The organism is Streptomyces sp. NPDC102258, assembly GCF_055584685.1.
Window position 1 is genome coordinate 65,142 of record NZ_JBVJLO010000018.1, and the last position, 13,299, is coordinate 78,440.

Genomic DNA, 13,299 nt, shown 5'->3' on the forward strand with positions numbered 1-13,299 from the left:
CAAGTGACTACGGAGGGAGGGCCCCGGTGGGCGAGTACGTGACGCGGCTGGTGGTCGGGGTCGGCGGACGGGCGGGCGTGTCCGTCGAGGAGGTCTGTGCGCTGGTCGAGGAGACGCTGCGGGGGGCCGGGCTGACCGCCGGCGCCGTGACGGCGTTGGCGACGGTGGAGGCGAAGGCCGTGGAGGCGGGGATCGTGGGCGCGGCGAAACGTTTCGGCGTTCCGCTGGTCGGCTATCCCGCGCAGGAGCTGGCGCGGATCTCCGTACCGCATCCCTCGGGAACCGTACGGGAGGCCGCCGGGACGGCGTCGGTGGCGGAGGCCGCGGCGCTGGCGGCCGGCGGGGAACTCCTCGTACCGAAGCGGCGGTCGGTGGCGGCGACCTGTGCGGTGGCCACGGCGCAGGAGCACGACCTGCGCCACCACGGGGACGCGGAGGTGGTGGACGCGGGCGGCGCGCTGGTGGACCTGGCGGTCAACGTGCGTACGCAGACCCCGCCGGAGTGGCTCAAACGGCGGATCGCGGACAGCCTCGGCTCGCTCGCGGCCTACCCGGACGGGCGGGCCGCGCGGGCGGCGGTGGCCGCGCGGCACGGGCTGCCGGTCGAGCGGGTGCTGCTGACGGCGGGGGCGGCGGAGGCGTTCGTGCTGATCGCGCGGGCGCTGGGCGCGGTCCGGCCGGTGGTGGTGCATCCGCAGTTCACGGAGCCGGAGGCGGCGCTGCGCGATGCCGGGCACCGGGTGGAGCGGGTGGTGCTGCGGGCGTCGGACGGGTTCCGGCTGGACCCGGCGGCGGTGCCGGAGGACGCCGACCTGGTGGTGATCGGGAACCCGACCAACCCCACCTCGGTGCTGCACCCGGCGGGGGTGCTGGAGTCGCTGGCGCGGCCGGGGCGGATCCTGGTGGTGGACGAGGCGTTCATGGACGCCGTCCCGGGCGAACGGGAGGCCCTGGCCGGGCGGATGGACGTACCGGGGCTGGTGGTGCTGCGGAGCCTGACGAAGACCTGGGGGCTGGCGGGGCTGCGGATCGGCTACGTACTGGCCGAACCGGAGGTCATCGCGCGGCTGGCGGCGGCGCAGCCGCTGTGGCCGGTGTCGACCCCGGCGCTGGTGGCGGCGGAGGCCTGCGTGGCCCCGGCGGCGCTGGCCGAGGCGGCGGAGGCGGCCCGGCGGATCGCGGTGGACCGGGAGCACCTGCTGGCCGGGCTCGCGGAGTTCGAGGAGGTCTCGGTGGCGGGGGTCGCGGAGGGGCCGTTCGTGCTGATCCGGATCGCGGGCGCGGCGGAGGTCCGCACCCGGCTGCGCGCGCTCGGCTTCGCGGTCCGCCGCGGGGACACCTTCCCCGGCCTCGACGCCTCCTGGCTCCGCCTGGCGGTCCGCGACCGCGCCACGACGGGCCGCCTCCTCCAGTCCCTGGACCACGCCCTCGCGCTGACCGCCCCCTGACCGCCCGCCGGGCCCGCCAGCCGGGCGCCCCCGGCCAGGCTCACGCGATCAGGCACACCTGTCGGCCAGGCGTGAGGCGGGCCGGGCCGGACCGGGCACGGCGGGTCCGACCAGACCGGCGGTGCCCGGCGGGCGGGAAACGTGCGAGGTGGCCCCCCGAGGGCGGACCGCCCGTGGGCCGGTATCGGGGGGCGTCGGTTCCGGGGGCGGGGTGGTGGGGTGGAACCTACGATGGGCGCGCGGAGTGGTTCGGCGGCGGAAGGCTGGGCGCATGAGAGCAGGGGCGCGGGCGGCGGCCGTGGTCGTCGGGCTGGCGGTCGTCGTCGGGAGTGCGGCCTACGCCGGGTCCCGGTGGCCGGACGCCGGGGCCGAGCAGCGGCTCGGGGTGCCGCTCCGGGACGTCACCCCCACCGCCCCGCCGGGACGGCCGTTCACCCTGGTGGCGACCGGGGACATCATCCCGTACCCCTCGATCGTCCAGCGCGCCGCGGCCGACGCGGGCGGCGCTCCCGGGGCGTACGACTTCCGGCGGATACTCGCCGGCGTGAAGCCCCTCGTGTCCGCCGCCGACCTGGCGATATGCCACCACGAGATACCGTACGGACGCCCCGGCGGCCCCTACACCGGCTACCCCGCCTTCAAGGCCCCCCACCAGCTGGCCGACGCCCTGGAGGACGCCGGGTACGACAGCTGCTCCACCGCCTCGAACCACACCCTGGACGACGGCTACGAGGGCCTCGTCCGCACCCTCGACCACCTCGACCGCGTCGGCGTCAAGCACGTCGGGTCGGCGCGCGGGACCGACGAGGCCAAGACCCCCGCCGTCCTCACGGCGGGCGGCGCGCGGGTCGCCCAGCTGGACTACACGTACGGCACGAACGGGATACCGCTCCCGGCCGGCAAGCCCTGGGCGGTGAACCTGATCGACCCGGAGCGGATCGTGGCCGACGCCCGTGCGGCCCGCGCGGCGGGCGCGCACGTCGTAGTCCTCGGCATGCACTGGGGCACCGAGTGGCAGACGGCCCCCGACCGCCGGCAGCGTGACCTCGCGCAGACCCTGACCGCCTCCCGCGGCGCCGACGGCCTGCCCGACATCGACCTGGTCCTCGGCACGCACAACCACGTGCCGCAGCCCTACGAGAAGATCAACGGCACCTGGGTGGTGTTCGGCATGGGCGACCAGGTGGCCAGCTTCTACGAGGCCGGCAAGGCCCGCGGCAACATGTCCTCGATCCCCCGTTTCACCTTCGCCCCGGACACCGCGCACCCGGGCCGCTGGTCGGTGGTGAAGGCCGAGTACCTCACCCAGTACGCGGACATGGGCCCGCCGTTCCGCGTGGTCTGCGCCTCCTGCGCGGCCGGGGACCCCGCCCTCCCGGCCGGCCGCCGCGCCGCGTACGCGCGGGCCGACCAGGAGGTCACCGCGGCCGTGACGTCCCGGGGCGCGGCCGATCAGGGCCTGGAGCACGCCACCCGGTGAGCGGGAACGGTCCTACGAGGCCCTGCCGCGCCGGGTCACGACGAGCGCGCCCGCGCCGATGCCGAGCAGCAGCAGCGCACCGCCCGCGACGTACGGGGTCACCGAGGCGGCCCCGGTCTCGGCCAGGTCGGCGTGCGTGCCGGAGGCCTCGGTACCGGTACCGGTTCCCGTCCCCGTTCCCGTCTCCGTCGCGATCTGCGGCTTGACGTCCGGCTTCGCCGAGGCGGCGGTCGAGGGCGCCGGGCCCTTCGGGGCCTCGCAGTGGGCCTCCGCCAGCACGACCTCGCCGTCGACCTCGGCGACGTTCAGGTTCAGCGGGTTCACCGACACCTTCAGCCGGAGCGCGGACGCGGCGGCGGTGGTGGAGGTGGTCTCGGTACCGGACAGCTCCAGGCTGACGAGGCCGACGCCCGGGACGTCGAGCCGGGTGGGGCCGCCCGCGGTCAGGGTGATCTTCTTGCCGAGCGCGGTGACGGACCCGAGCACGTTCGCGCTCGCGACCGGCTTCTTCCCGGCCTCGCAGACGGCCTTGGAGGTGACCTTCTCCACCTCGACGAGGGAGAGCGCCGGCAGTCCGGGCACGTGCACCTTCGCGTGGGCGAGCTGGACCTCCGCCTGGGCGCGGTGCTCGTCGGCGGTGGCCTTGGCGGTGGCCACGTCGGCCTTGAGCACGTTGACCGGCCGGCCCTGCTCGGCGCCGTCGAGGGTGACGGTGAGGGCGGTCTTGTCGGCGGTCGCGGGGGCGCTGACCTCGTTGAGGGTGGTCTTCAGGGGGACGTGGACGGTCTTGTTGAGCAGGCCCACGTCCAGTCCGGCGCGCAGGACGACGGCGCCGGCGGCGCCCCCGCCCCCGCCCGCTCCGGCGCCGCCGCCCGTGGCGAGGGCGGGCGGCGCGGTGAGCAGGGCCACCGCCCCCGTGGCGAGCAGGACGGCCGCGGGCAGGCGGAAGGTATTGCTGTTCAAGGTGGTGGAACCCCCGGGAAGATGGGTGCCGTCGCCCCGCCAATGGGGGACATCGCGGGCGCCGACGGCTTCGACGCTCGAAATCTTTACGCACGATGAGTGAACGGGCGGCCACCTGAAGTGAGTTCACTCCAAAGGGTGGTTTCCATGCACATATTCGATTTGAAACGCCCCACCCGGCACGGGAGTTCTCCCCCGCCCCACCGGCGGTGCGGCCCGGGCCCTGACCGGGCGTTCTCAACGAGGCACGGGCGCCGACGTCACGCCACCCCGTCAACCCGCCGCCCCCACCGCCGCGCCACCGCCCCTTACGCGCGGACCTCACCGTTCACGATCACCCGGTCCGGCCGCGCCAGCGCCCGTACGTCGGCCCGCGGATCGGTGGGGTACACGACGAGGTCGGCCGGCGCCCCCTCGGTCAGCCCGGGCCGGCCGAGCCACGCGCGCGCCGCCCAGGCCGTCGCCGCGAGGGCGTCCAGCGGCGGGATCCCGGCCTTGACGAGCTCCTCGACCTCGGCGGCGACCAGGCCGTGCGGCAGGGAACCCCCCGCATCGGTGCCGACGTACACCGGGACGCCCGCGTCCCAGGCCGCCCGTACCGTGTCGTACCGCCGCTCGTGCAGCCGCCGCATGTGCGCCGACCAGCGGGGGAACTTGGCCTCGCCGCCCGCCGCCAGCTTCGGGAACGTCGCGATGTTGACCAGGGTCGGCACGATGGCCACCCCGCGCTCCGCGAACAGCGGAATGGTGTCCTCCGTAAGCCCCGTGGCGTGCTCGACGCAGTCGATCCCCGCCTCGACGAGGTCGCGCAGCGAGTCCTCGGCGAAGCAGTGCGCGGTGACGCGGGCGCCGAGCCGGTGCGCCTCGGCGATGGCGGCCTCCACCTCGGCGCGCGGCCAGCAGGCCGTCAGGTCGCCGGCCTCGCGGTCGATCCAGTCGCCGACCAGCTTCACCCAGCCGTCGCCGCGCCGCGCCTCCCGGCCGACGTACGCGACCAGGTCGGCGGGCTCGATCTCGTGCGCGTAGTTGCGGATGTAGCGCCGGGTGCGCGCGATGTGCCGGCCCGCCCGGATGATCTTCGGCAGGTCGGCGCGCTCGTCGATCCAGCGGGTGTCGGAGGGGGAGCCCGCGTCGCGGATCAGGAGGGTGCCCGCGTCCCGGTCGGCGAGGGCCTGCCGCTCGGCGGTCTGCGCGTCGACCGGACCGTGGGCGTCCAGGCCGACGTGGCAGTGCGCGTCGACCAGCCCGGGCAGCGCCCAGCCGGTGACGGTGGTGACCTCGCGGGCGGCGCGCGGCCGCTCGTAGGAGATCCGCCCGCCGACGATCCACAGCTCGTCGCGCACCTCGTGGGGCCCGACGAGCACCCGTCCCTTCACATGGAGCACACCGCTCTGATCACTCATGTCGGCACCCTACGCGCGCGCTGGGTACGCTCGCCCGGTATCCCCGGACGAAGAGAGAGCACCGCCGTGACCCACCCCCTCCTGGACCTTCCGCCGCTCACCGCCGAGCACTTCGCGTCGATCGAGCGGGGGGTCGCGCGGCTCCTCGGCACCCGGCACGACGTGGTGATCACCCAGGGCGAGGCGCTGCTCCCGCTGGAGGGCTGCATCCGCTCCGGGGCGCTGCCCGGTTCGACGGCGCTGAACATCGTGACCGGGCCGTACGGGACCACCTTCGGCAACTGGCTGCGCGACGCCGGGGCGGACGTGGTGGACCTGGCGGTGCCCTTCGACACGGCGGTCGACGGCGACCAGGTGGCCCGCGCGCTGGCCGCCCACCCGGAGACCGGCTTCGTCTCGCTGGTGCACGCCGAGGCGGCCACCGGCAACACCAACCCGGTCGCGGAGATCGGCGAGGCGGTACGGGCCCACGGGGCGCTGTTCATGCTGGACGCGGTGGCGTCGGTGGGCGCGGAGCCGCTGCTGCCGGACGCGTGGGGCGTGGACCTGTGTGTGATCGGCGCCCAGAAGGCGATGGGCGGCCCGGCCGGGGTGTCGGCCGTGTCGGTCTCGGACCGGGCGTGGGAGCGGTTCGCCGCCAACCCGGCGGCGCCGCGCCGCTCGTACCTCTCCCTGCTGGACTGGAAGGAGCGCTGGATCGACGCCGGCCGCACGGCCCTGCCGCACGCGCCCGCGCAGCTGGAGATGCTGGCGCTGGAGGCCTGCCTGGACCGGATCGGGGCCGAGGGCCAGGCGGCGGTGCTCGGGCGGCACGCCGCCGCCGCGCGGGCCACCCGGGCGGGCGCGGCCGCGCTGGGCGTGGCCCCGTGGGTCGGGGACCCGGCGCAGGCGGCGCCGGTGGCGACCACGCTGCGCGTCGCGGAGGCCTCGCGGGTGGTGGCGAAGGCCCTGTCGGCGGACCCGGCGGCCCCGCTCGCGGCGGGCGGCGGGGCGCTGGCCGGGGAGATGGTCCGGGTCAACCACTACGGCCCGGCGGCCTCCCCGGAGGCGGTCGAGAGCGCGCTGCGCGCCCTGGCCTCGGCCCTGTCCGCCGACCCGTCCCCGGCCCTGACGGCGGCCTCGGCGGCCTGGGCGGCGTAAGGCGGGACGGGGCGGGGCAGGGCGGGCGGCGGCGGGTCAGCCCGTCAGGACGTTCAGCAGGCGGTCGACGTCCGCCTCGGTGTTGTACAGGTGGAACGAGGCGCGCAGCGCCCCGGCGCGGGCCGCCGTGGCCACCCCGGCTTCGAGCAGCGCGGCCTGGCGGTGGGCGAGGCCGGGCACGGAGACGATGGGGGCGCCGCCGGGCACGGGCTCGTGGCCGAGACGGGCGAGCCCGGCCCGGTAGCGGGCCGCGAGGGCGGTGTCGTGGGCATGCACCGCCTCGACGCCGATCCGCTCCAGCAGGGCGAGCGAGGGCTCGGCGGCGTGGTAGGCGAGGAAGGCCGGGGACTCGTCGAACCGGCGCGCGTCCCGGGCCAGTTCGCGCATCGGGCCGTAGGTGGCGTCCCACATCGACTCCGCCGCCACCCATCCGGCGTGCAGCGGGACCAGCCCGCTCTGGGCCTCCTCGGAGACCGTGAGGTACGAGGCCCCGCGGCCGCCGAGCAGCCACTTGTACCCGGCGGTGACCGTGTACGCGTACGGCGAGGCGTCGAAGGGCAGCCAGCCCACCGCGTGGGTGGCGTCGACGAGCATCCGCGCCCCGTGCGCGGCCGTCGCCGCGCGGAGGGCGGCGAGATCGGCGGTGCGGCCGTCCGCGGACTGTACGGCGCTCAGCGCGACCAGCGCGGTGTCCGCGTCCACGGCTTCGGCCAGGGACTCCAGCGGGGCGAAGCGGACCTTGAGGTCGCCGCGCACCACGAACGGGTTGATGACGGAGGCGAAGTCGCCCTCGGGGAAGAGGACTTCGGCGCCGGGCGGCAGTGCGGCCGAGACCAGCCCGACGTGGGCGGCGACGGAGGAGCCGACGGCCACGCGTCCGGCGTCGACCCCGACCAGGCGGGCGAAGGCGGCGCGGACCCGGTTCACCCGCTCGAAGTCGCCGAATCCGGCGGGCAGTCCGGCGCCGGCGGCCTCGGCCAGCGCGCGTACCTCGGCGACGGCGGCACGCGGGAGGATGCCGCTGGTGGCCGTGTTGAGGTAGGTGGTGGAGTGCGCGAACTCGGCGCGGCACAGGTCGGCGAGACCGAGATCCAGGTCCGTGGCGTCCATGGTGTCCATGGCGTCCACTCTGCGCCGCGCGCGTCCCAAAGTCCATTGCCGTGTTGTGTATGCCGCCCCCAAGGGAGCCTTATGGGGACGTGCCGGTGGGCCGGGTGGGTGAGCGGCCCGGCCCCGCGCGGTCGCTACGCCCCGGGAACGGCGCAGGCCCCGTCCGGCTCGCAGGCCTCGGCGTCACCGCCTGGGGCGGCCTGCGGCTCGCGTCCGGCCCAGGCCTGCTCCAGCGCCTGGGTGAACACCTCGGCGGGCTGGCCGCCGGAGATGCCGTAGCGGCGGTCGAGGACGAAGAACGGCACGGCACTCGCGCCGAGTTCGGCCGCCTCGCGCTCGTCGGCCCGCACCTCGGCGGCGTACGCGGAGTCGTCGGCGAGGACCTCGCGGGCCTCCGCCTCCTCCAGCCCGGCCTCGACGGCGAGCGCGACCAGCACCTCGGGGTCGAACACCGAGCGCTCCTCGGCGAAGTTGGCCCGGTAGGCGAGGTCGAGCAGCTCCTCCTGGCGGCCGCGGGCGGCGGCCAGGTGCAGCAGCCGGTGGATGTCGAAGGTGTTGCCGTGGTCCCGGCCCTCGGTGCGGTACGTCAGCCCCTCGGCGCGGGCGGAGGCCGCGACGTGTTCCTCCATGCCGCGCGCCTCGTCGAGGGTGCGACCGTACTTGCGGGCCAGCATTTCCAGGACGGGGGCGGTGACGCCCTTGGCGCCGTTCGGGTCGAGCTCGAAGGACCGGAAGACGACCTCCACCTCGTCCCGGTGCGCGAAGGCGTCCAGGCCCTTGGTGAAACGGGCCTTGCCGATGTAGCACCAGGGGCAGCCATGGACCAACGAAGCCATACCGCTCTGACCTGGGGTTTTACCGATTTCCTCGGTTTTCGCTTTACCTGCGCCCTCTCTGAACGCCGGTAGAGCCCTCCCCACGCCGGAGCGGCAACCTTCGGCGAACGGATGGACCATGACGCAGCGAGACGACTACCCCGCCCTCAAGGCTCTCGGGTTCAAAGACGACGACCTGAAAGAGCTTGGACTCTGGCTACCGGCTACCGGCGACCCGTCCGCGCTGGCGGAGATGTACGTACGCCGAAGCAAGAAAAAGGACTCCCTGAGCGCGCTACGCGAACAGGTACGCCGCATGGCCACAGCGTCCCGTGACCGTGGAATCGCCGTTCGGCACGTCTGGTTTGAACAGCGCTCCGCCTCTAAGTCCTACGTCCGGCGCGAGGAGTTCGAACAGGCGTGCGCTGCAATCGTGGAACGCGTGCTGTCCAAGACCCTGCTTGTCTTCAAAACCTCCCGGCTTTCCCGCCGAGGCATGGGGCAGGTCGGCCTGTTGCTGGACTCGTTCGATGAAATGGCCGCGCGCATTCTCGTGGTGGCCGAGGGAATCGACTCCACCCGACAGCGCATGATCCTGGCAATCCTCAGCGAACAGGCCCGGGAACAGGTCAACGACCTTGCCGAATTCACGAAACTGGGAATGGACTCCCACAAGGCTGAGGGTGGCTGGACAGGGGGCGTTGCGCCATTCGGCCTAATGTCCGGCGGCAAGACCCTGATTCACAACCCCAAGGAATACCCCCTTGCCCGCCGCATCGCTGAATACCTGCTTGACCGCATGACACCAAACTGGATCGCCAACAAGCTGAACAGCGAGGGGCTGAAAACCCGCACGGGGAAGAACTGGCAGGCAACCGGCATCATTGCTCTCGCGCACTCTGTCACGTGGGCGGGTCTCGTGGCACAGCGAGACAGGATCTTGGACGACAAGGGGCGTTGGAACGGCAAGTACCACCGTGGCGGGACTCCCCTCATGGACAAGAACGGGCACCCGATTTCCTGCGGACAGGGTGTCATCACGTTCGCGGAACACATGAAGATCAAGGCCATTCTTGCGAGTCGCGCCCACAAGGGAACCAGCATCGGCGACCGCACCCGAGGCAAGCGGGAAACCGTCGCGCTGCTCTCAGGGGCAATGAAGTGCCCTCATTGCCGTGTGGGGGTAGCCAACGGCGGGAACGCCTATCGCTGCGCCATCCGGCAGAACGAGGGGCCGTCTGTGTGCGCAGGAGTATCTACCGATCGTAAGCGTGCGGATGCGGCGGTTGAGACGCTGTGGATCAATCACGTCCTTTCCCTCTCCCCCGAGTCTGACACGCTGCACGCAATCGCCAAGGATTGGCTTTCCTACAAGGACCCCGAGAAAGAGGCACGAAAGGCCGAGGTGCAAGCGGCCCTGGAATCGGCCGTAGGGCGGGAAATGCAGCTCAAGAAAGAGCGGTTTGTTCTTGGCCGCATGACCGAGGCTGACTATGACTATCTGTGGCGTCAGCTAAACGACCAAATCGACGCGCACAAGGAGGAGCTAGCCGTTCTCTCCGTCGAGGCAGACCTTTCCCCGCTCATGGACCCCGAGGCGCTTACAGCGCTTTGGGTCAACGCGGGCATCGGCGGACAGCGCGCACTGTTGGCCGCAACGCTCGGTCCGAGGGGAATCACGCTGGCACCGGCCAAGTACCGAGGTGACCGAACCCCGATCCTTAACCGACTGATGGTCGATTGGCGCGACGCAAAGGACCCGGCGGCGCTGGCAGCGATCGACAAGGGGGTTGAGTCCGTAGAGGTTTCCCGGAAGCGACGTAAGGCGGCAGAGATAGCCGCCTAGAGCGCCACATGTCAGCGAGGGCCCCGCTCGGAGAGATCCGGGTGGGGCCCTTTGCGCACCTCCAGGAGAGGCAGGAACCCGTCTGAGCACATCCCGACCCTTCGGGGCCCCCTCAGGTCCGGGCCGCACCTGTTAGGCCGTCAGGCGGACGCACAGAGCCTCCAGGTCCCGGCCGGCAAATTAGCTGATGGATCGTCAGCTACTGCCCCTTTACCTACACACTCTCTCAACACCGTAGGCACCTTCCGCCCCGAGGGTGCCTTTCCTTTAGCCCTGATTCCGATGCATCGGAAAGGAGGTCCGCCCATGCGCGCCAAGTGCGAATGCGGACAGCCCCTCAAGACCTACTGCGGCAAGGGACAGCGGCCCCGCTGGTGCTCCCGCAGTTGCCGTGACCGGTCCTATTACCAACGCAAGACATACGGCACCGACCGCTAGCCACACCCCGAGAGGAAACCGAGAAATGACCGAAGCAGAAAAGCAGCGCGCCCGCGTAGACGCACTCATTGTGTGGGTTGAAGAAAAGCTGGAAGCCCTCAATTACTACGGGCCCGGCTCGATCCCCACCACAGAGCTGGTTTTCCCCGACCCGTACCGAACGGCCGACGCTCCCGAAAGTAAGCCGCGCCGTAACCGAAACGCCAGCAACACCGCCGCCGCCCTCGCATTCCTGGAGAACGACAAGTGACCACCTTTGATGATTCCTACTGGACCCTACAGCGCGACCTGCTAACCATTGACCCCGAGGTCCGCCACGTGAACTACGCACGGTTCGTTGCCGACCAGTGCGCTCACGAATTGCGACACGTCCAGCATGTTGGTTGGTACCGCTGGAATGGCAGCATCTGGGAAGCGACCGGCGACGACGGCGCGGCAATGCAGGCAGTCACGGACGCTGCACGAGTGCTCATGCGTCACGGTGCCGAAAACTCCGCCGATATGAATTGGGCAGCAGCAGCGGCTAACAAGATGCTCGTAAATCACCAGCGCCGCGCGATGGTTTCTGAAATGGCCGTCCTCCCGCAGTTCCGCACCACGGTCGATGAACTGGACGCACAGCGCCACCTACTGACTTTCCGGAATGGCACCGTGGATCTCCGGACCGGGGAACTCCACCCGCATAACCCTGCCGACATGCTCACGCAGACGGCGAACGTTGATTACGTGCCCGATGCCGAATGCCCGCGCTGGCTCCGATTCGTAGAGGAAGTATTCCCCGGCGACGCTGACCTACAGCGGTATTACCAGACCTTCCTAGGGATGGCGATTACCGGCGAGGTGCGCGAACACGCACTAGGTGTTTGGTACGGCGAGCACGGCCGGAACGGCAAGGGCACCACCATTCGCACCATGCAGAAGGTGTTCGGGCATGACGTAGTCCATGAGGTGCCGTTCACCATCTTCGAGAACGTGCGCGGGCAGGCTGTCCACACAGAGCAGATTGCAGCGCTGCGAGGAAAGCGGCTCGTTGTCGCGCAGGAAGGCAACCAGGGCGTGCCGATGAATACAGCACTACTCAAGAACCTTTCCGGCGGGGACCGAATCAGTACCCGACACCTTCACGGCAAGGTGTTCTCGTTCGACCCCACTTTTACGATCGTGCTCGCTACCAACTACCTTCCGGAATTCGGTTCCGGCGGAGCCGCGCTGTGGGCCCGCACAAAGGCAATGCTGTTCGGCGTCTCCTTTGCCGACCGGCGCGACCCCGACCTAGAGCCGACCATTCAGGGGCCCGAGCGGGAGGGCGTGGCCGCGTGGGTGGTGCGCGGTGCCGTCCGGTACTACAGCGAGGGGCTACGCGACCCGCTAAGCGTGCTCCGCGCGACCGAGCACCACAAGGATGAGGTAGACCCGCTGCGGCCCCTTGTCGAGGAGGTCTTCGCCTACGACGAGAACAGCGAGGTAAAACGCTCCGACTTCAACCGCGAGTTGAAGCAGTGGCGCGATGACAACGGCGATAAGTCGGCCAAGTTCTCCCCGAGCAACGTCAAGAACCACCTAAAGACGAACGGGGTTACCGAGGTCCAGCGCAAGGGCAAGGGCTGGATGTACCGAGGGATCTACCTCCTATCCGAGCCGCCCGCGCACCTTGCCGAGGCGTTCGGGCCGGGGATTCTCGACCAGACGCAGCGCTGACAGCGAAAGGGACGCTTTAGCGGGAGGGCGGTAACAGAAAAGCTGTTACCTGTACCTAGCTCCTATATACGTATGGGAAGAAGGTACAGGTAGCAAGAAATCTGTTACCCACCCTCCGCAAATGCGCGCCTTTCCCGCTGCCCCCCAGCCGGCCGTCACGGCTCGGTAACGATCTTGGGTGGGCGCTCGCATTTCCGAGCCTTTCCACTTCCGCGCTTTACCAACTCACTCTCTGGACCATGAGGGCGTTACCTCTCGTCTCCGGGAACCTCGGTTCTCCTCTCGGTCGGCGCGTGGCCGGTTGGCTCTCCTCAGCCGGTCCGCTCGTCGGCACCTCCTAACGTTAGGAGGTGGTAGACGACCCCTCGTCCTGCGGCTGTCACCCGCAATCCCCGTAAATCTTCGGCGAGTTGTAGTCACGCGCGCATAGTCGGCGTACTCCTCCCCGATGGGCCCCCTTGCCCGCTGTGATCTGTGACAGAGATCCGGCGAGTAAGGGGGCCTTTTGCATACCCGAGAGGAATTCACTATGGCGAGTTGGAGTGGCGCCGAGATCACCAGCGGTGGCAGTACCTACTACGACAGAGAACAGGCCGACCGCCGATCTCGCGCACGCGGCCCGAGGGCTAACACCTCGGATTACTCCGACTACTACGCGGAAAAGGCGGAAGCGCGCGAGCGAGAACAGCGCAAGGCACAGCACAGCCGCGAGTGGGATCAGTCCTCGCGTGAGCGGGATGAGCGCGCGGTGAAGCTGCTTTCGTTCCGCGCTGATGATCCGGAGCCGTGGCCTCTTGGTCTTCCGGGCCCCGATGACCTCGACCACGATATTTTCGAGGCATCCGCTGAACAGGGGGCTTGGGAAAAGCGGCGTGACGAATACCTAAAGCGCGCCGAGGGCGAGGAACTAGCCGCCCGCATTTCCCGCCGCTGATAACCACACCACCCGAGAGGAAAC

The 13,299-nt window shown here is 70.9% G+C and carries 11 protein-coding genes; 7 read left to right on the forward strand and 4 right to left on the reverse strand.

Features of this window, described 5'->3' with window-relative positions; translation table 11 throughout:
- The first annotated feature begins 26 nt into the window (after positions 1 to 26).
- Both cobC and ACZ6ZT_RS26490 read left to right on the forward strand, forming a co-directional pair.
- Positions 27 to 1,448 (forward strand): Rv2231c family pyridoxal phosphate-dependent protein CobC, encoded by a 1,422-nt coding sequence (gene cobC / locus ACZ6ZT_RS26485; RefSeq protein ID WP_469722425.1) that lies wholly within the window; start codon positions 27 to 29, stop codon positions 1,446 to 1,448.
- Between the two features lie 271 nt (positions 1,449 to 1,719).
- A complete protein-coding gene (locus ACZ6ZT_RS26490; protein ID WP_469722426.1) occupies positions 1,720 to 2,928 on the forward strand; it encodes a CapA family protein in 1,209 nt (402 codons plus the stop codon).
- A 12-nt stretch (positions 2,929 to 2,940) separates the two neighbouring features.
- Here the strand turns inward: ACZ6ZT_RS26490 and ACZ6ZT_RS26495 are convergent, their stop codons facing one another.
- A complete protein-coding gene (locus ACZ6ZT_RS26495) occupies positions 2,941 to 3,891 on the reverse strand; it encodes an SCO1860 family LAETG-anchored protein (protein ID WP_469722427.1) in 951 nt (316 codons plus the stop codon).
- A gap of 308 nt (positions 3,892 to 4,199) precedes the next feature.
- Positions 4,200 to 5,294 carry an amidohydrolase family protein gene (locus ACZ6ZT_RS26500; RefSeq protein ID WP_469722428.1) on the reverse strand — a complete coding sequence of 365 codons (1,095 nt, stop codon included), beginning with the start codon at positions 5,292 to 5,294 and terminating at the stop codon, positions 4,200 to 4,202.
- A gap of 66 nt (positions 5,295 to 5,360) precedes the next feature.
- Here ACZ6ZT_RS26500 and ACZ6ZT_RS26505 point away from each other — a divergent pair, with 66 nt between their 5' ends.
- Positions 5,361 to 6,434, forward strand: a complete 1,074-nt coding sequence (locus ACZ6ZT_RS26505; protein ID WP_469722429.1) for an aminotransferase class V-fold PLP-dependent enzyme — start codon at positions 5,361 to 5,363, stop codon at positions 6,432 to 6,434.
- Positions 6,435 to 6,470: 36 nt separating this feature from the next.
- On the opposite strand, the gene ACZ6ZT_RS26510 is transcribed toward ACZ6ZT_RS26505, so the two are convergent.
- Complete coding sequence (locus ACZ6ZT_RS26510; RefSeq protein WP_469722532.1) at positions 6,471 to 7,544, reverse strand: aminotransferase class V-fold PLP-dependent enzyme; 1,074 nt, start codon at positions 7,542 to 7,544, stop codon at positions 6,471 to 6,473.
- A 134-nt stretch (positions 7,545 to 7,678) separates the two neighbouring features.
- Positions 7,679 to 8,380 (reverse strand): DsbA family oxidoreductase, encoded by a 702-nt coding sequence (locus ACZ6ZT_RS26515; protein ID WP_469722430.1) that lies wholly within the window; start codon positions 8,378 to 8,380, stop codon positions 7,679 to 7,681.
- 118 nt (positions 8,381 to 8,498) lie between these two features.
- Between ACZ6ZT_RS26515 and ACZ6ZT_RS26520 the strand changes: the two genes are divergently transcribed.
- The 4 genes from ACZ6ZT_RS26520 to ACZ6ZT_RS26535 all read left to right on the forward strand — a co-directional run bounded on the left by ACZ6ZT_RS26520 (position 8,499) and on the right by ACZ6ZT_RS26535 (position 13,275).
- The gene (locus ACZ6ZT_RS26520) at positions 8,499 to 10,205 is read left to right on the forward strand and encodes a recombinase family protein (protein WP_469722431.1); all 1,707 of its coding nucleotides are present in this window, start codon (positions 8,499 to 8,501) and stop codon (positions 10,203 to 10,205) included.
- Positions 10,206 to 10,668: 463 nt separating this feature from the next.
- Positions 10,669 to 10,893, forward strand: coding sequence for a hypothetical protein (locus ACZ6ZT_RS26525; RefSeq protein ID WP_469722432.1), 225 nt, complete (start codon positions 10,669 to 10,671; stop codon positions 10,891 to 10,893).
- Positions 10,890 to 12,341 (forward strand): DNA primase family protein, encoded by a 1,452-nt coding sequence (locus ACZ6ZT_RS26530; protein ID WP_469722433.1) that lies wholly within the window; start codon positions 10,890 to 10,892, stop codon positions 12,339 to 12,341. The genes ACZ6ZT_RS26525 and ACZ6ZT_RS26530 overlap by 4 nt, the downstream gene beginning before the upstream one ends.
- A gap of 529 nt (positions 12,342 to 12,870) precedes the next feature.
- A complete protein-coding gene (locus ACZ6ZT_RS26535) occupies positions 12,871 to 13,275 on the forward strand; it encodes a hypothetical protein (RefSeq protein ID WP_469722434.1) in 405 nt (134 codons plus the stop codon).
- Positions 13,276 to 13,299: the final 24 nt, after the last annotated feature.